Origin of the sequence: Streptomyces sp. NPDC058459, assembly GCF_042721685.1 — a bacterium.
Lineage (GTDB): Bacteria > Actinomycetota > Actinomycetes > Streptomycetales > Streptomycetaceae > Streptomyces.
Map to the genome: position 1 here is coordinate 1 of NZ_JBHXLV010000052.1, position 23,755 is coordinate 23,755.

Here is a 23,755-nt window from a genome sequence, read left to right on the forward strand (position 1 = left end):
TACCGGGGCGGTTCCGGTACGGGCACCGCCGCGTCTCCGGGCTCAGCCCGCCGCAGGGAGCTGTACCCGCAGCAGCGTCCGCAGCCGGGTCGTACGCGGCCTGGCCACGCTCTCCGCCACCGCCTTCGGCAGCGCCTGCTCCACCCCGTGCACCACGGACAGATGCCGCTCCGCCCGGCCGAACGCGGTGTACACCCACGGCCTGGTCAGCGCCCCTGCCGCGTCACCCGGCAGCACCACCACGGCGGCGGGCCAGCGACCGCCCACCGCCTGGTGCGCGGTCAGCGCCCAGCCGTGCCGCACCCGGCTCTCCACCAGCTCCCGAGGCACGACCACGGGCGCGCCCGCGCACTCCAGCCGCAGCCCCTCCGCGTCGGCCCCCACCACGTGGCCCGGCATCGAACGGCCCGGCGCGGGGGAGTACACGATCCGGTCTCCGGGGTCGAAGCCCCCGAAGCGGCCGGGGCCGGGGTTCAGCCGCTCCTTCAGAGCCGCGTTGAGCGCGCGGGTGCCCGCGGCGCCCCCGTGCCCCGGAGTGATCACCACCGTCTCCTCCGGCGGGACCCCGAACGCGCGCGGTACCGAGTCCGCCACCAGCTGCGCCGCACGGTGCACCGCCTCGCCCGCGTCCCGGACCGGGACGATCACGATCTCCTTGCCGGGCGCCTCGACCTGGATCAGCTCGCCCACCCCGATACCGGAGACCAGCTCGCCGAGCGGGCCCGGATCGGGCACCCGGGAGGCGACCTGCGGGCAGGCGGGCACGGCGAGCAGGTCCGCGAAGACCCGGCCGGGACCGGCCGACCACAGCACCGCCGGGTCACCGCTGAGGACGAGGCGGGCCCGGTCCGGCAGCGACTCGGCCAGCATCGCGGCGCCCTCCACGTCCAGTTGGGGCGAGTCCAGCACGATCAGCAGATCGAGGTCCAGCGCGCCCTCCGCGTCCCTGCCGGGGCCCGACGCGCCGGACAGCAGGCCCGCTACCGTGCCCACCGCACCCGCGCCGGGCTCCTCGCCCAGCTGGGCGGCGAAGCGCCGGGCGCCGTCCGGGGTGTGGCAGACCGCGAACGCGCGCAGCCCCGCCGCGCGGGCGGCGCCGAGCAGCGCGGCCGGTTCGGCACGGGCAGCCTCGCCGCCGGTGTGCAGCACCAGGCCGTGCCCGGCGACCTGGCGGGCCAGCTCGGCGGCGCCGCCGGACAGCGCGGCCACGGCCGGCTCCCAGGAGTCCGCCGCCTCCTCGGACGGCGAGTTGACCAGCCGGGCCAGCGCGTCCGCGAGGCTCTCCTCGGCGAGCGCGTACCGCTCCAGACCGGCCAGGACCCGGACCGGGACCTCCGCGGCCTCCTCGCCGTCATCCGTCGTACGGGACGCCGGCCGGGCTCCGGGCTCCTCCAGGGCGTCCTGGAAGACCAGCGCGTCGCCCTCCGCGAGCGCGCTCCGCACAGCCTCGTCCGGGTCCGGCACCGCCCGCTGCCCGAGGGCCTCGACGAGCGCCGGGAGGTCCAGCGCGGTGTGCCCGGCCAGCGCGGCCTGCTCCAGCAGCCACACCGTCAGTGCGCGCCCGCGCCGTTCGTCGTCCGGACGGCACTCCGCGCCCAGCAGGGCCCGAGCGAAACCGTCGGCCTGCTCCGGCCGCACACCCGCGACCCGCAGCAACTGCCACGGGTCGGCACGCAGCGCCTCCTCGGCGCCGTCCCCCAGCGCGGCCGCCACCTGGGGCGCCAGTGCCTCCGGCGCACCGCCCTCGGCGAGCACCGCGCCCACCGCGCCCACGGCCTCCGCGCCGGGCGCGGGAGCGACCCGCACGGGCTGCGGACGCCGCTCGGGCTCCGGCGCGGGCCGGCGCGGCGCCGGAGCGGGCTCCACGAAGGCCGGGGCGACCGCCTTGTCCCCGCTCTCCACGGCCCGCACTGCGGCCAGCAGATCAGCCGCCGTGCCGCTCAGCTTCCCGCCGCTCTCGACGGGCCCCTGCCGCTCCGCCTTGCGCCGCGAGATCCGCTCCCGCTCCAGCCGCTGAGCAGCCAACTCGGCCTCGGCCTCGGAGGGCGCGGCCGCGCCCTCGGCGGACGGCGCCCGGTCCGACGCACCGCGCCCGGCTTCGGCAGTCCCGTCCTCGCCCTCCGCGTCACGGCCGCCCGCTTCGGCCGCACCGTGCCCGGCCTCGGCAGCTCCGCCATCGCCCGCCACGTCATCGGCGCCCGCTTCGGCCGCACCCCTCTCTGCCCCGGAGACCGCGTCCGCGCCCTTGGCGGCCCCAGCGCGCGCCGCCCGCCCCGACGCGCCGACGTCGTCCCCGGCCTCGCTCGTCCTGCCGACGGCGTCTACTTCGGCACCGCCGTCCCCGTCCCCCGCCTCGGCCGGTGCGTCCGCGTCCTGGGCGGCCGAGGCGCCGGCGTCGTCACGGCCGCCACCGGCCGCCCCGGCCGTCGGGTCACCGGGTTCTCCACCGCCTGCGGGTACGTCAGCCCTGCCGTCCCCGCCCCCGGCAGCCCCGGCAGCCCCGGCAGCCCCGGCGGCCCCGGCGGACGGTGCACGGCCGGCGTCGGTCCCGGTCTCGCCTTCCGGCGCTCCGCCGGAGGCGCTCCCCTCGGTGTCGCCGACAGGCGAATGCTCCGTGGTCACAGGGTGCTCCAGTCGTGATCGGGATAGCGGTGCAGCGGCGCCGACACATCGTCCAGCGCCCGGCAGATCTCGTCAGGAAGACTAAGCGCCTCCACCGACAACGCCGCCGCGAGCTGCCGCGCGTTGCGTGCGCCGACGATGGGGGCGGTCACGCCGGGCCGGTCCCGGACCCAGGCCAGGGCCACCTGGAGCGGGGTGACGGCGAGCCCGTCGGCGGCCGTCGTCACCGCGTCCACGATCCGGCTCGCGGTGTCGTCCAGATACGGCTCGACGAACGGTGCCATGTGCTCGGAGGCGCCGCGCGAGTCGGACGGCACGCCGTCCCGGTACTTCCCCGTCAGCACCCCCCGGCCCAGCGGGGAGGAGGGCAGCAGGCCGACCCCCAGGTCCAGTGCGGCGGGGAGCACCTCGCGCTCGACGCCCCGCTGGAGCAGGGAGTACTCCAGCTGCGTCCCCGCCAGCCGGGTACGGACGCCCGGCGCGGCCAGCTGCCAGGTGGCCGCCTTGGCGAGCTGCCAGCCGCAGAAGTTGGACACCCCCGCGTACCGCGCGCGCCCGCTGCTCACGGCCAGGTCCAGCGCCTGCAGCGTCTCCTCCAGCGGGGTGTCGGGGTCATGGCAGTGGATGTGCCACAGGTCGACATGATCGGTGCCCAGACGCTCCAGGGAGGCGTCCAGAGCGGCGAGCAGATGACCCCGGGAGCCGTCGGCCCGGCGCTCGGGGTCCGGTACGCTGCCCGCCTTGGTGGAGATCACCAGGTCCTCGCGGGGCACCAGGGAGTCCGTCAGCTGCCCGAGCAGATACTCGGCGGCACCGTCGCCGTACACGTCCGCCGTGTCGACCAGGGTGCCGCCCGCTTCCCAGAACGCCTTCAGCAGGTCCGCGGCGTCATGCTCCTCGGTGTCCCGGCCCCAGGTGAGGGTGCCGAGCCCGATCCGGGACACGCGCAGGCCGGTACGGCCGAGATGCCTCTGCTCCATGTGCGCGAGATTACTGGCCAGAGCTGGTGCCGTGGGTTGCCTGTGGACAACGGGACCCGGCCGCGGCCCGGCGGAACGCGCGCGGCGGGGTGGGCCGCGCGGCCCGGGGTCGCTAAGGTCGGCCACAGCTACGTTACTTGCGAGTAAGGGGATCGGTCATGCAGCTCGGGATCAACCTCGGCTACTGGGGCGCCGGGATGGACGGGGACAACCTCGCCGTGGCGCAGGAGGCCGACCGCCTCGGCTACAGCGTCTGCTGGGCCGCCGAGGCGTACGGCTCCGACGCGGCCACGGTGCTCAGCTGGGTCGCCGCCCGGACGGAGCGGATCGACGTCGGTTCGGCGATCTTCCAGATCCCGGCCCGCCAGCCCGCCATGACCGCGATGACCGCGGCCACCCTCGACTCCCTGTCCGGCGGGCGCTTCCGCCTCGGCCTCGGCGTCTCGGGGCCGCAGGTCTCGGAGGGCTGGTACGGCGTCAAGTTCGACAAACCGCTCTCCCGCACCCGCGAGTACGTGGACATCGTCCGCCAGGCGATGACCCGCGACCGCCTGTCCTACGAGGGCGAGCACTGGACGCTGCCGCTGCCCGGCGGCCCCGGCAAGCCGCTCAAGCTGACCGTGCACCCGCAGCGCGAGCACATCCCGCTCTACATCGCCGCCATCGGCCCCAAGAACCTGGAGCAGACCGGCGAGATCGCCGACGGCGCCCTGCTGATCTTCCCCTCCGCCGAGCATCTGGAGGACACCGCCGTCACGTACCTGCGGGCCGGCCGGGAGAAGGCGGGCAGGACCCTCGACGGCTTCGACATCTGCCCCACCGTGCCGCTCGCGCTCGGCGAGGACGCCGACGTGTCCCGGCTCGCCGACACCTTCCGCCCCTACACCGCGCTCTACGTGGGCGGCATGGGCAGCCGCGAGCAGAACTTCTACAACCGGCTCGCCCAGCGCATGGGGTACGAGAAGGAGGCCGCCGAGATCCAGGACAAGTACCTGGCCGGAGACAAGGACGGTGCCGCCGCCGCCGTCCCGCACGACCTCATCGACAAGACCACCCTGCTCGGCTCGGTGGACCGCATCGCCGACCGGATGGCGGCCTACGCCGCGGCCGGCGTCACCACCCTCACGCTCGCCCCGGCCGGCTTCACCCTGGAGGAGCGGCTCGCCGCCCTGCGCGGCGGCGCCGAGGCCCTGGAGCGCGCCGGCCTCGCCTGAGACGCCCCGGGGGACCTGGGGGAGGGGTTCGCGGCCGTGGTGGGGGCTCGGGGGTCTTCCCCGCCACGGCCGTCACGGGGAACAACGCGTCGGTCCCGACGGGGTTACGCCTCCCGACCGTCCCTCCTTCGGCCCAGCGCGGCCGTCCTCCTGTTGCGCGCCTCCTTGACCCGGATTTGACTGCTTCTCCGCGGAATCGTGCAGAGAGGGGCCCGTGATGCTTTCGGCCAAGAGCCTGTTCCAGGAGATCCTCGACGACGACGCGTCCTTCCGGCTCTTCTGTTCCATCGCCGCCGGCGGCGAGTCCCAGGGCGGCTGGGAGAACGGCAGGATCGCCGCCCTGGCCCCGGAGAGCGCGCGCGGACTCGCGCCCCGGATCGCCCGGCACGGCGCCGACGAGGACAAGCACGGCCGCGTCTTCCAGGCCCTGCTGCGCAAGCGCGGCCTGAAGCCCGTCGAGGTCCCGCCCGACACCGACTACACGATGCTCCTCGAACGGCGCGGCATCGGCCTGCCCCACGACAGGCTCCAGGCCGACCGTCCGCTGACCGAACGCGACATCGTCGTCTACCTCGCCCACAGCCGCGTCACCGAACAGCGGGCCTCCGAGCAGATGCGCATGCTCCTCAAGCACTTCGGGGACCATCCCGACGTGGGCCGCGCCGTGCGGATGATCTCCCACGACGAGGACGCCCACCTCGCCTACTGCCACGAGGAACTCCTGCGCCTCGCGTACGCCGGACACGGCCGCTTCATCCAGCGCGTCCTGCGGGAGAGCGCGCTCGCCGAGATACGGGTCCACCGGGACGTCAGCCTCGCCGTCATGGCCCGCATGGGCCGCGTCCTGCGCTGGCCGGCCGCCAGGAACGCGCTGCTCGCGGTCGGCATCCACGCCCTGTACGCGTGGGAGCGGGCCTTCGGCTGGCGCCGTATGGTCACCCTGGAGATGCCCGGACGCCGCGACGCGCTCGGCGGGCCCGCCCCCAGGGCCACCGAAGCGGTGTGAGTCAGAGCCAGCCGCGGCGTTTGAAGTTCCGGTACAGCAGAACCTCCAGCACCACCATGATCCCGACCACCGCGGGGTAGCCCCACACCCAGCCCAGCTCCGGCATGTGCTCGAAGTTCATGCCGTAGATCCCCGCGATCAGCGTCGGTACCGCGGCCATCGCCGCCCAGGACGAGATCTTGCGCATGTCGTCGTTCTGGCGCACGCCCATCTGCGCCAGATGCGCCGAGAGGATGTCGGACACCAGCCGGTCCAGACCCTCCACCGACTCGTTGACCCGGGTCAGATGGTCGTTGACGTCCCGGAAGAAAGGCCGCGCCGACGCGTCCACGAACGGCACCTGGGTCGCCGACTGCCCCATCCCCGCCAGCCGGGCCATCGGCACCGTGAGCGGCACCGTCGCCCGGCGGAACTCCAGCACCTGCCGTTTGAACAGGTAGATCTTGGACGCGGTGCCCCGCGACCCGGCGTCGGACGGGGAGAACACCTCCGCCTCCAGCTCGTCCAGGTCGGTGCCCAGCTCGGTCGCCACCTCCAGGTACTCGTCCACCGTGGCGTCCGCGACCGCGTACAGCACCGAGGTCGGCCCGTGCCGCAGCCTGTCCGGGTCCGCCTCCAGGCGCCGCCGCACCTCCGGCAGCGCAGAGGACTCGCCGTGCCGCACCGTCACCACGAACGAGTCGCCCAGGAAGAGCATGATCTCGCCCGTGGTCACCGTGTCCCGCGAGGACTCGTAGAACACCGGCTTCAGCACCACGAACAGCGAGTCGTCGTACACCTCCAGCTTGGGGCGCTGGTGGGCCTTGAGGGCGTCCTCGACCGCCAGCGGGTGCAGCCCGAACACCTTGCGGACCTCGTCGAACACCGCCGGGCTCGGGTCGTGCAGCGCGATCCACACGAACGCGTCGTCCGACGCGCGGGCCTCCCGCAGGGCCTTCGCGGGGTCGTCGGACGAATCGGTCCGATGCCCGTCACGGTAGATGGCACAGTCGAAGATCACGGAGTGCATTCTCCCGCCGTCCTGCCCCGCACGCACTCGGGGCCCATGATTGAGCGCCCCGGATCACCACCCGGCGGCGCCGGTCTACGCTGGGCCGCATGCCCACCCTGATCCTCGTTAGGCACGGCCGCTCCACCGCCAACACCGCGGGCCTCCTCGCCGGCTGGACACCCGGCGTCGCCCTGGACGAACGCGGCACCCGGCAGGCCGCCGCGCTCCCCGGCCGCCTCGACGGCCTGCCCCTGCGCGAGATCGTCCTCAGCCCCCTCCAGCGCTGCCAGGAGACCGTGCGGCCCCTGCTCGACGCCCGCCCCGGCCTGCGCCCCCACACCGACGACCGCATCGGCGAGTGCCACTACGGGGACTGGTCGGGCCGCAAACTCGCCGAACTGAAGGACGAACCCCTGATGGAGGTCGTCCAGAGCCACCCCTCCGCCGCCGCCTTCCCCGGCGGCGAGTCCATGCGCGACATGCAGACCCGCGCCGTCGCGGCCGTACGCGACTGGAACGCGCGCGTGGAGAGCGAGCACGGCGCCGACGCCGTCTACCTGATGTGCTCGCACGGCGACATCATCAAGTCGATCGTCGCCGACGCCCTCGGACTCCACCTCGACCTCTTCCAGCGGGTCTCCGTGGAGCCCTGCTCCGTGACCGCGATCCGCTACACCCGGCTGCGGCCCTACCTCGTCCGCCTGGGCGAGACCGGCGACCTCGCCTCCCTCGCCCCCCGCGAGACGCCCCCGGACAACGACGCACCGGTCGGAGGTGGTGCGGGCGCACCGTGATCGCCGCCCGCAGTAGGGTGATGCGGTCGGCCGAAAGGCGTGCCCGCACACCCCCACCGATCGCTTGAACCGCTCGAACGATCCCGAAACCCATGGAGACAGGACGTGTCCCGTCAGGTGTTCCTCTACGACCCGCCGGACCGCTTCGTGGCCGGCACGGTCGGACTGCCCGGACGCCGTACGTTCTTCCTCCAGGCCACCTCGGGCCCGCGCGCGACCAGCGTCGCCCTGGAGAAGGCCCAGGTCGCCGCGCTGGCCGAGCGCATGGACGAACTGCTCGACGAGGTCGTACGCCGCAGCGGCGGCAATGCCGCGGTGCCCGCCGTCGCCCCCGCCGAGATCGCCGACACCGCCCCCCTGGAAAGCCCGGTGGAGGAGGAGTTCCGCGTCGGCACCATGGCCCTGGCCTGGGACGGCGAGGAACAGCGCATGGTGGTAGAGGCCCAGGCCCTGGTGGAGCTGGACGCCGAGACCGCCGAGGACCTGGCCGAGGCCGAGGAACGCCTCCTCCAGGACGAGGAGAACGGGCCCCCGATGCTGCGGGTCCGGCTGACCGGCGCGCAGGCCAGGGCCTTCGCCAAGCGCGCCCTCGACGTAGTCAACGCCGGGCGGCCGCCGTGCCCGCTGTGCAGCCTCCCGCTCGACCCGGAAGGACACGTATGTCCGCGCCAGAACGGATACCGCCGGGGAGCGTGAGCGCCGCCGGCACGGGAACCGACGCGGACGCCGCCGAACTGCTCGCCCACGGCGAGCTGACCGTACGCGGCCGCATCCGGGACGCCTCCAACGCCGCCCTGTTCTGCACCGTGGCCCTCGACGGCCGCGAGGCTTCCTGCGTGTACAAGCCCGTCGCCGGGGAGCGCCCCCTGTGGGACTTCCCCGACGGCACCCTGGCCGGCCGCGAGGCCGCCGCCTGGGAGGTGTCCGAGGCGACCGGCTGGGGCCTCATCCCGCCGACCGTACTGCGCGAGGGGCCCTACGGCGAGGGCATGTGCCAGCTCTGGATCGAGGTGAGCGCCGACGGCGAACTCCTCGCGCTCGCCGAGGGCGAGGAGGCCGGGCCCGGCTGGAAGGCCATCGGTCTCGCCGAGGTCGGCGAGGGCCGCACCGCGCTGCTGGTGCACGCCGACGACGAACGGCTGCGCCGCCTCGCCGTCCTCGACGCCGTGATCAACAACGCCGACCGCAAGGGCGGCCACCTCCTGCCCACCGCCGCCGGCCGCCTCTACGGCATCGACCACGGCGTCTCCTTCCACGCCGAGAACAAGCTGCGCACCCTGCTGTGGGGCTGGGCGGGCGAGCCGCTCACCGAGGACGCCGTCACGGTCCTCGACGGGCTGCGAGAGGCCCTCGCGGCGGGCGGCGGCGGCCTGGCCGCGAAGCTGGCCCCGCTGCTCACCCCGGCCGAGATCGACGCGACCCGCGCCCGCGTCGACGACCTCCTCGCCACCGGCCGCCACCCCGAACCCACCGGCGACTGGCCCGCCATCCCCTGGCCGCCGGTCTGACCCGAGGGGCACAACCGGGCGCTGCGCGCAAGAGCGCCCATCCGGCCATCCGGCCGCCTGCGGCGCGATCCGGTTCGTAGCCCCAGCTCATGGCCGGTTACGCTCATGTACATGCATGCCTGGCCCGCTTCCGAGGTCCCCGCCCTGCCTGGTCAGGGCCGCGACCTGAGGATTCACGACACCGCGACCGATGGTCCGGTCACCCTCGACCCCGGTCCCGTCGCCCGGATCTACGTCTGCGGCATCACGCCGTACGACGCGACCCACATGGGTCACGCGGCGACCTACAACGCGTTCGACCTCGTCCAGCGCGTGTGGCTCGACACCGAGCGGCAGGTCCACTACGTCCAGAACGTCACCGACGTCGACGACCCGCTGCTGGAGCGCGCCACGCGCGACGGCGTCGACTGGACCGCGCTCGCCGAGCGGGAGACCACCCTGTTCCGCGAGGACATGACCGCCCTCAGGATGCTGCCGCCCCGGCACTACATAGGCGCCGTCGAGGCCATACCCGGCATCATCCCGCTGGTGGAGCGGCTGCGGGACCTCGGCGCGGCCTACGACCTCGACGGCGACATCTACTTCTCCGTCGACGCCGACCCGCACTTCGGCCAGGTCTCCAACCTGGACGCGGCGGCCATGCGCGTGCTGTCCGCCGAGCGGGGCGGCGACCCGGACCGGCCGGGCAAGAAGAACCCGCTCGACCCGATGCTGTGGCTGGCGGCCCGTGAGGGCGAGCCCAGCTGGGACGGCGGCACCCTCGGCCGGGGCCGCCCCGGCTGGCACATCGAGTGCGTCGCCATCGCCCTGGACCACCTCGGCATGAGCTTCGACGTACAGGGCGGCGGCTCCGACCTCGCCTTCCCGCACCACGAGATGGGCGCCTCCCACGCCCAGGTGCTCACCGGCGAGTTCCCCATGGCCAAGGCGTACGTCCACGCGGGCATGGTCGGCCTGGACGGCGAGAAGATGTCCAAGTCCAAGGGCAACCTCGTCTTCGTCTCCACGCTGCGCCGCGACGGCGTCGACCCGGCCGCCATCCGGCTCGCCCTGCACTCCCACCACTACCGCGCGGACTGGGAGTGGACCGCCCAGGTGCTCCGGGACGCCGTGGACCGGCTCGGCCGCTGGCGCGCCGCCGTCTCCCGCCCGGACGGCCCGTCCGCCGACGCGCTGGTCGAGGAGGTCCGCGAGGCCCTGGCGAACGACCTGGACGCGCCCGCCGCGCTCGCGGCCGTGGACCGCTGGGCGGCCCGCCAGGAGAACGAGGGCGGCACCGACACGGGCGCCCCCGGCGTGGTCAGCCGCACCGTGGACGCGCTGCTCGGCGTGGCTCTGTAGCGCCGCGCACAGCGAAGCGGGGCGGTACCCGGCCGGGTACCGCCCCACTTCGTCCGTCCACCGGCTCAGTCCTCCGAGCCGTCCGTCTCGTCGCCCTCGGACGCGCCGGGCGTCTCCGGCTTCGGGGGCCTCGGCGGGCGGGTGCGGCCGCTCGGCGCGTCCCGGCGGTAGGGCCCGCTGTCCGAGCCGTCCGCCGTGGCGTGCCCGCCCGGACCGCCGACGTCCCGGCGCCGCAGATACCGCTCGAACTCGCGCGCGATGGCCTCGCCGGACGCCTCCGGCAGCTCGGCGGTGTCCCGGGCCTCCTCCAGCGTCTGCACGTACTCCGCGACCTCGCTGTCCTCCGAGGCCAGCTGGTCCACGCCGGTCTGCCAGGCACGCGCGTCCTCGGACAGCTCGCCCTGCGGTACGCGCAGGTCCAGCAGGTCCTCAAGACGGTTCAGCAGCGCCAGCGTGGCCTTCGGGTTGGGCGGCTGGGAGACGTAGTGCGGCACCGCCGCCCACAGCGACACCGCGGGCACCCCGGCATGCGCGCACGCCTCCTGGAGCACCCCGACGATGCCCGTCGGGCCCTCGTACCTGGTCTCCTCCAGGTTCATCCGGCGGGCCAGGTCGGCGTCCGAGGTGACCCCGCTGACCGGCACCGGACGGGTGTGCGGGGTGTCGCCGAGCAGCGCGCCCAGGATCACCACCAGCTCCACGCCCAGCTCATGGGCGAAGCCCAGCAGCTCGTTGCAGAAGGAGCGCCAGCGCATCGACGGCTCGATACCGCGCACCAGCACCAGGTCACGGGGCTTGTCCCCGCCGACGCGGACCACCGACAGCCGGGTCGTCGGCCAGGTGATCTTGCGTACGCCGCCCTCCATGAAGACCGTGGGGCGGTTCACCTGGAAGTCGTAGTAGTCCTCGGCGTCCAGCGCCGCGAACACCTCGCCCTTCCACTCGCGCTCCAGGTGCGCGACCGCCGTGGAGGCGGCGTCACCGGCATCGTTCCAGCCCTCGAACGCGGCCACCATGACTGGGTCGATCAGCTCGGGAACACCCTCCAGCTCGATCACCCAGTGCCTCCTTCCGACGTGCTCTCGCCTGACCACCCAACCTTACGGCGTCCGACAGGAGCCCCAGCAGCCCCCTCGCACGGGGCTGAACGGATCACTGCCCCGAACCCCGGCCCGGAACACCCCGCAGCGCGGCCTGCTCCCGGACGCCGTCCACCGGGGTACCCCGGCCCCGCGTCCCCGCCGCACCGCCGCCCGCCAGGTGGGACTGGAGCCGCAGGTGCCGGAACTCGAAGCACGCGCCCGACCTGCGCAGCACACCCCGCCGGTGGGCGTCCTCCAGGAACGCCATCAGCCGCCACGGCAGCCGCCCGGTCGCCGCCAGCCACACCCGGGCCACCGCGAACCTCCCCCAGGCGCTCAGCGCCAGCGCGGCGGCCCCCAGCGGCAGCCACAGCCGCGTCCCGACATGCGCGAGGCCGCCCCAGTCGCCGGGCAGCGTCATCACCGGCACACAGACCAGCCCCACCAGCAGCGCCACCACCCCGGCCCGGGTGAACGACGCCGTGCGGTCCGTACGCAGCGACGAACCCGGGCCCGTCGCCCGCATGATGTCCGACGGCACGCTCAGCGCCCGGTAGACCCCGCACACGCATCCGCCCACCAGCCCGACCAGCACCCCGCCGGCCACGAACGGCGGCAGACAGCGCATCAGCAGTCCCGCGGCCGGACCCTGGGTGAGCCAGCCACGGGCGGGCGCGGGCAGCACGGACCGCAGATTCGCCGGGTACACCTCGGTCGCGCCCTCGGCGAGCGCCAGCCGCACCACGACGACCCCCTCCCGCGACTCGAACACCGTCCGCCAGGACGTGAAGGGACGGCAGGTGCGGTCCTTCACGAGCGGGATCGCGCAGTCGGGCGGCTCCGCGTCGCCCGGGTAGGCGATGGGCCGCGCGCCGTCACCGGGGATCAGCATCATCCCGCGCAGCGGCCGCGAGGTGACCGCCGTCCGCGCCCCGTCCCGTACGGCGAACCGCCAGCCGTCGATCCGCCGGCCCGCCAGGTCCTGCGCGGCCCCCGACTTCAGCACCGTCACCCCGACCGCCGCCAGCCCGGCGGCCGTGCAGGCGGTGATCCCGATCAGCAGGGCGGCCGCCGTGCCCCGTACCGCACCGGCCGCGAAGCGCCGGCCGACCCGGCCCGCGCGGTGCGGATGAGGGCCGTCCTGCCGATGGGTGCCGCTCACCAGGAGCGCCGTCCCCGCGGCCACGCAGGTGGTGCCGATCAGCGCGGTCCACGGGTCGCGCGAGGAGTCCAGCAGCACCGAGCCCGCCGACACCGCCCCGCCCACCAGCACGGTCGCGCCCAGCACCCGCGCCACCGCCCGGCCCGCCGCACCGCTCCAGGGCAGTCCGAGCGGCACCGGGCGGCGGGGGAGCCCGGCGATGCCGAAGAACAGGGTGAACAGCAGCGAGAACAGGCAGCCGCCGAGCAGATCCGGCAGCCAGCCGTCGGTCAGCGTGCCGTAGCGGAAGCCGAACCGCAGATCGTCGGCGCAGGCGAACGCCGCCCACAGCAGGCCGCTCACCAGCGCGGTCAGCAGCGTCTGGCGCAGAATGAACCGTCTGCCCGGCGGGCCCCCGTCCCGCGGCAGCAGACAGGCGGCGCCGAACGCGAACCCCAGGGTCTGCCCGAACAGCGTCGCGCCCACCGAGACGACGTCCTCCGGACCGGCCTGCCCGCCCGCCACCCGCGCCACCATCACCGGGAGCACCAGCAGCGCCTGCACGGCCAGCGCAAGCAGCCCCGGCGTGTACACCCGGAGCGCGGTGGGCAGCATCGACTCCAGCTCCCACCAGGCGAGCCGCCCCGTGTCGCGGTGCCGCAACGCCCGCGCCAGCACGGTGAGCCGGCGCTCCGCGTCGGAGGTGGCACGCGGCCCGGCACCGGCGAACGCGGCCGGTACGAACGCCCCGAGCAGGTGCTCCTCCACCGATGCCACCGTGGGGAAGCGCTTGACGTCCAGCAGCTCGGAGGGGTCACCGGAGGTGTCGCCGTAGACCGCGCGGGCCAGCGAGACCATCAGGGGCGTGGTGAGCGCCCGCGCCGGAGCCGACCCGGGCCGCTCGCCCAGCTCCCGCAGTACGGGCGTCCACACCGTGGCCCGCCCGCCGTCCGCCGTCGGCATCGGCCGGGCGGTGCGCTCCAGGTGGGACCCGGCCTGCGCCAGGTCCAGCGGCCGCAGCCGGACCACCTCGGCGGCGGTGAGCACGTCACCCTCGGCCACCGCCGTCGCCCACGCCTCCTCACGGCTGGTGAGCAGCAGCGGCAGATCGTCGTCCAGCTCGGCGTTGACCCGCCGTACGGCCTGTGCCCAGCCGGGGCGGGCCAGCTCGTCGAAGCCGTCCAGTACCGGCATGACGAGCCCCGAGTCCAGCAGGGCGCGGGCCAGGGTGCGCCGCCCGTCGGGGGCGGCCAGCGGGGGGTAGTCGGCGGCCAGCCGCTCGGCCAGCCAGTCGCGCAGCCCCGTACGCCAGGGGTCCCACCCGGCCAGCGGGACGATCACCGGGACCGGCCCGCCCGGGGGACGGACGGCCAGCCGGCCGAGGACGAAGCGCAGCGCCAGCACGCTCTTGCCGGACCCCGGGCCTCCCAGCACCACCAGCCGGCGCCCCGGGGGCAGGGGGGAGGAGCCGGGCACGAGCGCCACCCCCGCGTCGCGCGGGGCGGGCAGCGGCTGGGCGCGGCGGACGTTCTCCGGATGGTCCGCCAGCCGCGGGTCGGCCGGTGCCCAGCCCACCTCGATCGGCATGGGGTCCCGCAGCCGCCGGAACCGGGCCTCCGCCGCCCACTGGTCCCGGACGGCCTCGGCCAGCGCGTCCGCGGCCCGCCGCCGGTCCTCGGCCGCCGAACGCGGCGGGTCCCCGTCGCCGCGCAGGATGTCGGCCACCAGGGCCACCACCGACACGAACGCGCCGATCGCGGAGATCAGGACCCCCGCGACCGCCATGTCCAGCCACCAGAACCGCAGGACCGCCGCGAGGGCGGCGAGCGCGGCACCGCTCGCGCCGAGGCCGAGGCGCCGCCGCGTCCGCGCCCTGTGCCATCCGCCTCGCATATGACCGCTCCCCGCACCAGGGCCTCGCCCCACTCCGCCGCTGCCGGACCCACCGTTGTCGGAAAGATCCGTTTTAGTCGCAGAGCGGCCATGGAACGCCCGCTTCGAAACACGTTCGAGGGAGCGCGCGGAAGTGTTCGGGGGGCATACGGAGGTGCGGGTACGCGCCAGGGGCGGTTCCACCGGTCGCACCGGTACGGAACCGCCCCTGAGCGGGCCTGGCCACCTGGCCCGACCACCTGGCTACCGCTTGCCCTCCAGGATCTCGCGCACCTTGGCGCGCACCTCGTCCGTTGCCAGGCCGCGGATGGTCAGCGTGGTGCGGCGGCGCAGCACGTCGTCCGTCGTCTCGGCCCACTCGCGGTCGCGGGCCCAGACGACCTGCGCCCAGATCTCCGGGGCGTCGGGGTGGACCCGCTCGGCCAGCTCCGGGTGCTCGTTGGCCAGCCGGGCGATGTCGAAGGCCAGCGAGCCGTAGTGCGTGGCCAGGTGGCGGGCGGTGTCGGCGCTCATGCGGGGGCCGGGCGCCGGGTGGTCCACCAGCAGCCGGTGTTCGACCGCGCGCGGGTTGGCGACACCCGGCAGCGGCAGCCGCTTGGGCAGCTCGGAGACCGGCTCGAAGTCGTCTCCGAGCGGCCGGCCCGGCAGCTCCTCCAGCTTCCTCAGCACGGTCCGCCCGATGTGCCGGAACGTGGTCCACTTGCCGCCGGCCACCGACAGCATCCCGCCCGGACCCTCGGTGACCACCGTCTCCCGCTTGGCCTTCGACGTGTCGCCGGGGCCGCCCGGCAGCACCCGCAGCCCGGCGAAGGAGTAGGCGATGAGGTCCCGCTGGAGCTGCTGGTCGCGGACGGAGAACGCTGCCTCGTCCAGGATCTGGGAGATGTCCGACTCGGTGACGGACACATCCGCGGGGTCGCCCTCGTACACCTCGTCGGTGGTGCCGAGCAGCAGCATGTCCTCCCAGGGCAGGGCGAACGTGATGCGGTACTTGTCTATCGGGGTGGCCAGCGCCGCCTTCCAGGGGGCGGTGCGCTTCAGGACCAGGTGCGCGCCCTTGGACAGGCGGATCGAGGGGGCCGCGTGCGGGTCCTCCATCCGGCGCAGGTGGTCCACCCACGGTCCGGTGGCGTTCAGCACCAGGCGGGCGTTCACCCCGAACTCCTCGCCGGTGAACCGGTCCTTCAGCTCGGCCCCGGTGACCCGGCCGCGCGTGGTGCGCAGCCCGGTGACCTCGGCGTGGTTCAGGACGACCGCACCCGCGTCGACGGCCGCGCGGACCGTCATCAGCGCCATACGGGCGTCGTTCATCTGGTCGTCGCCGTACACGGCCACGGCCTTCAGGTTGTCGGTGCGCAGCTCGGGCACGTCCTGCGCGGCCTTCGACGGCGAGAGCAGATGCCCGACGCCGTCGCCGAACGCGGAGAGCGCGGAGTAGGCGAAGACGCCCGCGCCGAGCTTGGCCGCGCCGTGCGGGCCGCCCTTGTACACCGGGAGGTAGAAGGTGAGCGGGTTCGCCAGGTGGGGGGCCACCTGGCGGGAGACCGCACGCCGTTCGAAGTGGTTCTCCGCGACCAGCCTCACCGCGCCGGTCTGCAGGTAGCGCAGGCCGCCGTGGAGCAGCTTGGAGGAGGCGGAGGAGGTGGCGCCGGCGAAGTCACCGGCGTCGACCAGCGCCACCCTGAGCCCGGACTGCGCGGCGTGCCAGGCGGTGGAGATACCCAGGATGCCGCCGCCGATCACAAGCAGGTCGTACGACGCCCCGGCGAGCTGCTCCCTGGTCTCGGCGCGGCTCGGATCGGAGCCGTAGGCCGGGTGTGTGCCGAGAGCAGGAACGGACTTCAGGGTGGTGGGACTGGTCATGGCGGTACTTAACTCCTTGTCGGAGCCGGACCCGGCGGCTGGGCCGGTCCGGTCAGCTCTCGTCCTCGAGCCAGCCCATGGTCCGCTCGACGGCCTTGAGCCAGCTCTTGTACTCACGGTCGCGGGTCTCCGCGTCCATGCGGGGGGTCCATTCGGCGGCCCGGCGCCAGTTGGCGCGCAGCTCGTCGGTGCTGGACCAGAAGCCGACGGCGAGACCGGCGGCGTAGGCGGCACCGAGACAGGTGGTCTCGGCGACCATCGGGCGGACCACCGGAGCGTCCAGCACGTCCGCGAGCTGCTGCATCAGCAGGTTGTTCGCGGTCATGCCGCCGTCCACCTTGAGCGTGGTCAGCTCGACGCCGGAGTCCTTCGTCATGGCGTCCGCGATCTCCCGCGTCTGCCAGGCGGTGGCCTCCAGGACGGCGCGCGCGAGGTGCGCCTTGGTGACGTACCGGGTCAGGCCCGCGATCACACCGCGCGCGTCGGAGCGCCAGTGCGGGGCGAACAGACCGGAGAACGCCGGTACGAAGTAGGCGCCGCCGTTGTCCTCGACCGAGAGCGCGAGCGTCTCGATCTCGGCGGCGGTGGAGATGAGGCCCATCTGGTCGCGCATCCACTGCACCAGCGAGCCGGTGACGGCGATGGAGCCCTCCAGGGCATACACCGTCGGCTGCTCGCCGATCTTGTAGCCGACGGTGGTCAGCAGACCGGCGTAGGAGTTGATGATCTCCTCGCCGGTGTTCATCACCATGAAGGTGCCGGTGCCGTAGGTGGACTTGGTCTCGCCCTCGGAGAAGCAGGTCTGGCCGAAAAGGGCCGCCTGCTGGTCGCCGAGCGCGGAGGCTACGGGGATGCCGCCGAGCAGGTCGCCGAGGCTTCCGCCGGTGATCTCGCCGTACACCTCGGCGGAGGACCGGATCTCGGGCAGCATCTGCTCGGGCACACCGATGGACTCGCAGATCTTCTTGTCCCACCGCATGGTGTGCAGGTTCATCAGCATGGTGCGCGAGGCGTTGGTCACGTCGGTGACGTGCTGCCCGCCCTCCGCGCCGCCGGTCAGGTTCCAGATGACCCAGCTGTCCATGGTGCCGAAGAGGATGTCCCCGGCCTCGGCGCGCTCCCGCAGGCCCTCGACGTTGTCCAGCAGCCAGCGGGCCTTGGGACCGGCGAAGTAGGACGCCAGCGGCAGACCGGTCTCGCGGCGGAAGCGGTCCTGACCGACGTTGCGGCCCAGTTCCCGGCAGAGGGCGTCGGTGCGGGTGTCCTGCCAGACGATGGCGTTGTGGACGGGCTCACCGGTGTTCCTGTCCCACAGCACGGTCGTCTCGCGCTGGTTGGTGATGCCGATGGCCTTGATGTCGTCACGGGTGATGCCGGCCTTGTCGACGGCGGAGGCGACGACCTCCTGGACGTTCGTCCAGATCTCGTTCGCGTCGTGTTCGACCCAGCCGGGCTTGGGGAAGATCTGCTCGTGCTCCTTCTGGTCGACGGAGACGATGCGGCCGTCCCGGTCGAAGACGATGCAGCGCGAGGAGGTCGTGCCCTGGTCGATCGCGGCGATGAACGGGCCTGCGGTGTGGGCGTCGGTCACTGTGTGCTCCTGGGAGATCCGAGGTGAGGGTGCGGTGCCTGCGGTGTGTACGGCGCTTACTCGAATGATCGGTGCTTTTGACGCAAATCGTTACTCGTCAGGCGAAAGCGACGTTGTAGAGACCCGCGGCGATCGCGCCGCCGATCAGTGGACCGACCACCGGGACCCATGCGTAGCTCCAGTCCGAACCGCCCTTGTTCGGCAGCGGCAGCAGGGCGTGCACGATGCGCGGGCCGAGGTCGCGGGCCGGGTTGATCGCGTATCCGGTCGGACCGCCCAGCGACAGACCGATCGAGACGACCACCAGGGCGGTGATCAGGGCGCCCACCGGGCCCAGACCGTTGCCCTCGTTGTTCAGGCCCTGGGTGAGGATCGCCAGCACCAGCACGATCGTGCCGATGATCTCCGTGAGGAGGTTCTGCACCGCGTTCCGGATCTCCGGGCCGGTGGAGAAGACGCCCAGCACCGGACCGGCTGCCGCCTCCTCGGCCTCGACCGCCTTCGTCGTGTCCTGCGCGCCGGACCCGCCGACGATCTCCCGGTCGGTCAGGTGCGCGTGGAACTGGCCCAGGTACGCCACCCAGACCAGCGTCGCGCCGATCATCGCGCCCAGCAACTGGCCGCCCCAGTACACGGGCAGGTCGCCGTAGTCGTGGTCCTTGATCGCCAGCGCGAGGCTCACGGCGGGGTTGAGATGCGCGCCGGAGAGTGGCGCCGAGGTGTAGACGGCCGTCAGCACGGCGAAGCCCCACCCGAAGGCGATGGCCAGCCATCCGGCGCCGCGCGCCTTGGACGCCTTCAGCGTCACGGCGGCACACACGCCGCCACCGAGCAGGATGAGTACGGCGGTTCCTATGGTCTCGCCGATGAAGATGTCGGAGCTGGACACCCGAGACTCCTTTGTCCTTCGTCCAGGGGACTCGGCCCTGGGCGCTGTCGCAACCTTAACGCGTAATACCGAAAGGTGTTCGACAATGCCGACCGATGGACGGGAGTCTCGCCCTCGGCGCACATACGCGTCAAGGGTTCGGTGGGCGAAAAAGAACACAGAAGCCGGAATCGTCGCGGACGGGGGCACAGCAGACCGGCCCCCGCCCCGGAGCCGGGATGGGGGCCGTACGGAAGGGCCGTGCTCAGAAGCGGGCCGCGCCCAGGTCCCGGGACACCGCGCGGGCGCAGTCCCGCACCGCCGCGACCAGCTCCGGGCGCGGTTCGCCGCCCCGGCACAGCCGCTCGACCGCGCCGGCGATCCCCACCGCGCCCACCGGCATCCGGCGCCGGTCGTGGATCGGCGCGGCCAGGGAGGCCACGCCCTCCCAGGTCTCCTCCAGGTCGGCCGCGTAGCCGCGCGCCCGGGTGAGGTCCAGCACCTGCTCGAAGTCCTCCGGCGCGCACACCGTACGGTCGGTGAACGCCTTGCGGGGGGAGTCCAGCGCCTCGCTGTGGGCCACCGGGTCGTAGGCGGAGAGCACCTTGCCCAGCGCCGTGGAGTGCAGGGGCTGCATCGCCCCGATCTCCAGCACCTGGCGGCTGTCGTCCGGGCGGAAGACGTGGTGCACGATCAGCACGCCCTGCTGGTGCAGCACGCCCAGGTACACGCTCTCCCCGCTGGAGCGGGCCAGGTCGTCGGCCCACACCAGGGCCCGCGCCCGCAGCTCGTGCACGTCCAGGTACGTGGTGCCCAGGCGCAGCAGCTCCGCGCCCAGCTGATAGCGGCCCGACGCCTCGTCCTGCTCCACGAAGCCCTCGTGCTGGAGGGTGCGCAGGATGCCGTGCGCGGTGCCCTTGGCCAGGCCCAGCGACGAGGCGATGTCGGAGAGGCCGAGCCGCCGCTCACCGCCCGCGAGCAGCCGCAGCATCGCGGCCGCCCGTTCGAGCGACTGGATGTTCCGTGCCATCGCCGTCCTGCCTCCGTCCGCTTCGGCCGCCGCCGAGCCATCCCACCGCGTTCGGCAATGCCGAACACTACCGGTCCACGCCGATTTCCCGCCAATGAGCGGGACCGCCCCGGAACCCTCATTTTCCGGCCACGGCACCGACCCGGCCGGACTGCGCCATCCGCGTCCGTGTCGTGGACGCCTGTCCCCATCCAAGCCCACGTGCGGCTACGCTGACGCCGTGCCCCTTGCCAGGTCCGCCCCGGCAGGCGCATAGCCGACAGCCGTCGCATCCAAGGGAGCCCCTTCATGGCCTCGTCGCCGACGTCCCCTTCCGCCGACAGCCGGACCCGTGCGTCCGCGCTCCGTCAGGCACTCGCCACCCGTGTGGTGGTCGCCGACGGAGCCATGGGCACCATGCTCCAGGCCCAGGAACCGACCCTCGACGACTTCCAGCAGCTCGAAGGCTGCAACGAGATCCTGAACCTCACCCGCCCCGACATCGTGCGCTCCGTCCACGACGCGTACTTCGAGGTCGGCGTCGACTGCGTCGAGACCAACACCTTCGGCGCCAACCACTCCGCGCTCGGCGAGTACGACATCCCCGAGCGCGTACACGAACTCTCCGAGACGGGCGCCCGCGTCGCCCGGGAGAGCGCCGACGCCTTCACCGCCCGCGACGGCCGCCCCCGCTGGGTGCTCGGCTCCATGGGCCCCGGCACCAAGCTGCCCACCCTCGGTCACGCCCCCTACACCACCCTGCGCGACGCCTACCAGCGGAACGCCGAAGGACTGGTCACCGGCGGCGCCGACGCCCTGCTGATCGAGACCACCCAGGACCTGCTGCAGACCAAGGCGGCCGTCCTCGGCGCCCGGCGCGGCCTGGACGCCCTCGGCATCGACCTGCCCCTCATCGTCTCCGTGACCGTCGAGACCACCGGCACCATGCTGCTCGGCTCCGAGATCGGCGCCGCGCTCACCGCGCTGGAACCCCTCGGCATCGACATGATCGGCCTGAACTGCGCCACCGGGCCCGCCGAGATGAGCGAGCACCTGCGCCACCTCGCCCGCAACGCCCGCATCCCGCTGTCCTGCATGCCCAACGCCGGCCTCCCCGTCCTCGGCAAGGACGGCGCGCACTACCCGCTCACCGCCCCCGAGCTGGCCGACGCCCAGGAGACCTTCGTCCACGAGTACGGCCTCTCCCTGGTCGGCGGCTGCTGCGGCACCACCCCCGAGCACCTGCGCCAGGTCGTCGAGCGGGTCCGCGACCTCACCCCGGCCGAGCGCCGGCCGCGCCCCGAGGCGGGCGCCGCCTCCCTCTACCAGTCGGTGCCCTTCCGCCAGGACACCTCCTACCTCGCCATCGGCGAGCGCACCAACGCCAACGGGTCGAAGAAGTTCCGCGAGGCCATGCTGGAGGCCCGCTGGGACGACTGCGTGGAGCTGGCCCGCGAGCAGATCCGCGAGGGCGCGCACCTGCTCGACCTGTGCGTCGACTACGTCGGCCGCGACGGCGTCAGCGACATGGCCGAACTCGCCGGCCGCCTCGCCACCGCCTCCACCCTCCCCATCGTGCTCGACTCCACCGAGGTCGACGTCATCCGGGCCGGCCTGGAGAAGCTCGGCGGCCGCGCCGTGATCAACTCGGTGAACTACGAGGACGGCGACGGCCCCGACTCCCGCTTCGCCAAGGTCACCCGGCTCGCCCAGGAGCACGGCGCCGCCCTGATCGCGCTCACCATCGACGAGGAGGGCCAGGCCCGCACCCCGGAGAAGAAGGTCGAGATCGCCGAACGGCTCATCGCCGACCTCACCGGGAACTGGGGCATCCGCGAGGAGGACATCCTCATCGACACCCTGACCTTCACCATCTGTACCGGTCAGGAGGAGTCCCGCAAGGACGGCACCGCCACCATCGACGCCATCCGCGAACTCAAGCGGCGCCACCCGGACGTCCAGACCACCCTCGGCCTGTCCAACATCTCCTTCGGCCTCAACCCTGCCGCCCGCATCCTGCTGAACTCCGTCTTCCTCGACGAATGCGTCAGAGCCGGCCTGGACTCGGCCATCGTGCACGCCTCCAAGATCCTGCCCATCGCCCGCTTCAGCGAGGAGGAGGTCAAGACCGCCCTCGACCTCATCCACGACCGCCGCGCCGAGGGCTACGACCCGCTGCAGAAGCTGATGGCGCTCTTCGAGGGCGCCACCGCCAAGTCCCTGCGCGCCGGCAAGGCCGAGGAACTGGCCGCGCTGCCCCTGGACGAACGCCTCAAGCGCCGCATCATCGACGGCGAGCGCAACGGCCTCGAAGCCGACCTCGACGACGCCCTGCGGGACCGCCCCGCCCTCGACATCGTCAACGACACCCTCCTCGACGGCATGAAGACCGTCGGTGAACTCTTCGGCTCCGGCCAGATGCAGCTGCCGTTCGTGCTGCAGTCCGCCGAGGTCATGAAGACGGCGGTCGCGCACCTCGAACCGCACATGGAGAAGTCCGACGCCGAGGGCAAGGGCACCATCGTGCTGGCCACCGTGCGCGGCGACGTCCACGACATCGGCAAGAACCTCGTCGACATCATCCTGTCCAACAACGGCTACAACGTGGTCAACCTCGGCATCAAACAGCCCGTCTCCGCGATCCTGGACGCCGCCGAGGAACACCGCGCCGACGTCATCGGCATGTCCGGCCTCCTGGTCAAGTCCACCGTGATCATGAAGGAGAACCTGGAGGAGCTGAACCAGCGCGGACTGGCGGCCGACTATCCGGTCATCCTCGGCGGCGCCGCCCTCACCCGCGCCTACGTCGAACAGGACCTCCACGAGATCTACGAGGGCGAGGTCCGCTACGCCCGCGACGCCTTCGAGGGCCTGCGCCTGATGGACGCCCTCATCGGCGTCAAGCGCGGCCGGCCCGGCGCCCGGCTCCCCGAACTCAAGCAGCGCCGGGTCCGCGCCACCCCCGCCGCGGCCCTCCCCGAGGAGCCCGCGCAGGAGGGCCACGTGCGCTCCGACGTGCGCACCGACAACCCGGTGCCCGCCCCGCCCTTCTGGGGCACCCGCGTCGTCAAGGGCATCCAGCTCAAGGAGTACGCCTCCTGGCTCGACGAGGGCGCCCTCTTCAAGGGCCAGTGGGGGCTGAAGCAGGCCCGCACGGGCGACGGCCCCACCTACGAGGAACTCGCCGAGACCGAGGGCCGCCCCCGGCTGCGCGGCCTGCTGGACCGCCTCCAGACCGAGAACCTGCTGGAGGCCGCCGTCGTCCACGGCTACTTCCCCTGCGTCTCCAAGGACGACGACCTGATCATCCTGGACGAGGACGGCAACGAACGCACCCGCTTCACCTTCCCCCGCCAGCGCCGGGGCCGCCGGCTCTGCCTCGCCGACTACTTCCGCCCTGAGGAGTCCGGCGAGCGGGACGTGGTCGGCCTCCAGGTCGTCACCGTCGGCTCCCGCATCGGCGAGGAGACCGCCAAGCTCTTCGAGGCCAACGCCTACCGCGACTACCTCGAACTGCACGGTCTCTCCGTCCAGTTGGCCGAAGCGCTCGCCGAGTACTGGCACGCCCGGGTCCGCGCCGAACTCGGCTTCGCCGGGGAGGACCCCGCCGACATCGAGGACATGTTCGCCCTGAAGTACCGGGGTGCCCGCTTCTCCCTCGGCTACGGCGCCTGCCCCAACCTGGAGGACCGCGCCAAGATCGCCGACCTGCTCCGGCCCGAGCGGATCGGCGTCCACCTCTCCGAGGAGTTCCAGCTCCACCCCGAGCAGTCCACCGACGCCATCGTCATCCACCACCCCGAGGCGAAGTACTTCAACGCCCGCTGATCGCCCTGACCAGGCCGATCAAGA

16 protein-coding genes are annotated in these 23,755 nt (G+C 73.3%); 7 read left to right on the forward strand and 9 right to left on the reverse strand.

What is annotated here, in order from left to right; all coding sequences use genetic code 11:
* Nucleotides 1–42 precede the first annotated feature (42 nt).
* Together ACFWN1_RS12895 and ACFWN1_RS12900 are read right to left on the reverse strand one after the other, a co-directional pair.
* The gene (locus ACFWN1_RS12895; RefSeq protein WP_384360549.1) at nucleotides 43–2,622 is read right to left on the reverse strand and encodes a helix-hairpin-helix domain-containing protein; all 2,580 of its coding nucleotides are present in this window, start codon (nucleotides 2,620–2,622) and stop codon (nucleotides 43–45) included.
* Nucleotides 2,619–3,602, reverse strand: coding sequence for an aldo/keto reductase (locus ACFWN1_RS12900; protein ID WP_384360551.1), 984 nt, complete (start codon nucleotides 3,600–3,602; stop codon nucleotides 2,619–2,621). The genes ACFWN1_RS12895 and ACFWN1_RS12900 overlap by 4 nt, the downstream gene beginning before the upstream one ends.
* 158 nt (nucleotides 3,603–3,760) lie before the next feature.
* Here ACFWN1_RS12900 and ACFWN1_RS12905 point away from each other — a divergent pair, with 158 nt between their 5' ends.
* The gene (locus ACFWN1_RS12905; protein ID WP_384360553.1) at nucleotides 3,761–4,816 is read left to right on the forward strand and encodes an LLM class F420-dependent oxidoreductase; all 1,056 of its coding nucleotides are present in this window, start codon (nucleotides 3,761–3,763) and stop codon (nucleotides 4,814–4,816) included.
* Nucleotides 4,817–5,033: 217 nt separating this feature from the next.
* Entirely contained in the window at nucleotides 5,034–5,822 is a 789-nt protein-coding gene (locus ACFWN1_RS12910) for a ferritin-like domain-containing protein (RefSeq protein ID WP_384360555.1), read from the forward strand.
* A gap of 1 nt (nucleotide 5,823) precedes the next feature.
* On the opposite strand, the gene corA is transcribed toward ACFWN1_RS12910, so the two are convergent.
* A complete protein-coding gene (corA, locus tag ACFWN1_RS12915) occupies nucleotides 5,824–6,822 on the reverse strand; it encodes a magnesium/cobalt transporter CorA (RefSeq protein WP_384360557.1) in 999 nt (332 codons plus the stop codon).
* Nucleotides 6,823–6,920: 98 nt separating this feature from the next.
* On the opposite strand from corA, the gene ACFWN1_RS12920 reads away from it, so the two are divergent.
* The 4 genes from ACFWN1_RS12920 (at nucleotide 6,921) to mshC (ending at nucleotide 10,456) form a co-directional block, all read left to right on the forward strand.
* The gene (locus ACFWN1_RS12920) at nucleotides 6,921–7,607 is read left to right on the forward strand and encodes a histidine phosphatase family protein (RefSeq protein ID WP_384360559.1); all 687 of its coding nucleotides are present in this window, start codon (nucleotides 6,921–6,923) and stop codon (nucleotides 7,605–7,607) included.
* 105 nt (nucleotides 7,608–7,712) lie between these two features.
* The gene (locus ACFWN1_RS12925; protein ID WP_384360561.1) at nucleotides 7,713–8,303 is read left to right on the forward strand and encodes a DUF3090 domain-containing protein; all 591 of its coding nucleotides are present in this window, start codon (nucleotides 7,713–7,715) and stop codon (nucleotides 8,301–8,303) included.
* A complete protein-coding gene (locus ACFWN1_RS12930; protein WP_384360563.1) occupies nucleotides 8,267–9,115 on the forward strand; it encodes an SCO1664 family protein in 849 nt (282 codons plus the stop codon). The genes ACFWN1_RS12925 and ACFWN1_RS12930 overlap by 37 nt, the downstream gene beginning before the upstream one ends.
* Nucleotides 9,116–9,226: 111 nt before the next feature.
* Nucleotides 9,227–10,456: a cysteine--1-D-myo-inosityl 2-amino-2-deoxy-alpha-D-glucopyranoside ligase gene (gene mshC, locus ACFWN1_RS12935; RefSeq protein WP_384360565.1), complete on the forward strand. Its 1,230-nt coding sequence runs from the start codon at nucleotides 9,227–9,229 to the stop codon at nucleotides 10,454–10,456.
* 65 nt (nucleotides 10,457–10,521) lie between these two features.
* On the opposite strand, the gene ACFWN1_RS12940 is transcribed toward mshC, so the two are convergent.
* The 6 genes from ACFWN1_RS12940 to ACFWN1_RS12965 all read right to left on the reverse strand — a co-directional run bounded on the left by ACFWN1_RS12940 (nucleotide 10,522) and on the right by ACFWN1_RS12965 (nucleotide 19,924).
* Nucleotides 10,522–11,514 (reverse strand): PAC2 family protein, encoded by a 993-nt coding sequence (locus ACFWN1_RS12940; protein WP_384360567.1) that lies wholly within the window; start codon nucleotides 11,512–11,514, stop codon nucleotides 10,522–10,524.
* A gap of 94 nt (nucleotides 11,515–11,608) precedes the next feature.
* Complete coding sequence (locus ACFWN1_RS12945) at nucleotides 11,609–14,572, reverse strand: hypothetical protein (RefSeq protein WP_384360569.1); 2,964 nt, start codon at nucleotides 14,570–14,572, stop codon at nucleotides 11,609–11,611.
* Between the two features lie 243 nt (nucleotides 14,573–14,815).
* Nucleotides 14,816–16,435, reverse strand: a complete 1,620-nt coding sequence (locus ACFWN1_RS12950) for an FAD-dependent oxidoreductase (protein WP_384360571.1) — start codon at nucleotides 16,433–16,435, stop codon at nucleotides 14,816–14,818.
* A gap of 52 nt (nucleotides 16,436–16,487) precedes the next feature.
* Nucleotides 16,488–18,026: a glycerol kinase GlpK gene (glpK, locus tag ACFWN1_RS12955; protein WP_384360573.1), complete on the reverse strand. Its 1,539-nt coding sequence runs from the start codon at nucleotides 18,024–18,026 to the stop codon at nucleotides 16,488–16,490.
* A gap of 97 nt (nucleotides 18,027–18,123) precedes the next feature.
* Entirely contained in the window at nucleotides 18,124–18,915 is a 792-nt protein-coding gene (locus ACFWN1_RS12960; RefSeq protein ID WP_384360575.1) for an MIP/aquaporin family protein, read from the reverse strand.
* A 244-nt stretch (nucleotides 18,916–19,159) separates the two neighbouring features.
* Nucleotides 19,160–19,924, reverse strand: a complete 765-nt coding sequence (locus ACFWN1_RS12965; RefSeq protein WP_384360577.1) for an IclR family transcriptional regulator — start codon at nucleotides 19,922–19,924, stop codon at nucleotides 19,160–19,162.
* A gap of 288 nt (nucleotides 19,925–20,212) precedes the next feature.
* Between ACFWN1_RS12965 and metH the strand changes: the two genes are divergently transcribed.
* Nucleotides 20,213–23,731 carry a methionine synthase gene (gene metH / locus ACFWN1_RS12970; protein ID WP_384360579.1) on the forward strand — a complete coding sequence of 1,173 codons (3,519 nt, stop codon included), beginning with the start codon at nucleotides 20,213–20,215 and terminating at the stop codon, nucleotides 23,729–23,731.
* Nucleotides 23,732–23,755: the final 24 nt, after the last annotated feature.

Excerpts from the sequence above, each read along its gene's own strand:
- ACFWN1_RS12900 (WP_384360551.1), bottom strand. The coding sequence starts at position 3,602 with ATGGAGCAGAGGCATCTCGGCCGTACCGGCCTGCGCGTGTCCCGGATC.
- ACFWN1_RS12905 (WP_384360553.1), top strand. The coding sequence starts at position 3,761 with ATGCAGCTCGGGATCAACCTCGGCTACTGGGGCGCCGGGATGGACGGG.
- ACFWN1_RS12910 (WP_384360555.1), top strand. The coding sequence starts at position 5,034 with ATGCTTTCGGCCAAGAGCCTGTTCCAGGAGATCCTCGACGACGACGCG.
- ACFWN1_RS12920 (WP_384360559.1), top strand. The coding sequence starts at position 6,921 with ATGCCCACCCTGATCCTCGTTAGGCACGGCCGCTCCACCGCCAACACC.
- ACFWN1_RS12930 (WP_384360563.1), top strand. The coding sequence starts at position 8,267 with ATGTCCGCGCCAGAACGGATACCGCCGGGGAGCGTGAGCGCCGCCGGC.
- mshC (WP_384360565.1), top strand. The coding sequence starts at position 9,227 with ATGCATGCCTGGCCCGCTTCCGAGGTCCCCGCCCTGCCTGGTCAGGGC.
- ACFWN1_RS12945 (WP_384360569.1), bottom strand. The coding sequence starts at position 14,572 with ATGCGAGGCGGATGGCACAGGGCGCGGACGCGGCGGCGCCTCGGCCTC.
- ACFWN1_RS12950 (WP_384360571.1), bottom strand. The coding sequence starts at position 16,435 with ATGACCAGTCCCACCACCCTGAAGTCCGTTCCTGCTCTCGGCACACAC.
- ACFWN1_RS12965 (WP_384360577.1), bottom strand. The coding sequence starts at position 19,924 with ATGGCACGGAACATCCAGTCGCTCGAACGGGCGGCCGCGATGCTGCGG.
- metH (WP_384360579.1), top strand. The coding sequence starts at position 20,213 with ATGGCCTCGTCGCCGACGTCCCCTTCCGCCGACAGCCGGACCCGTGCG.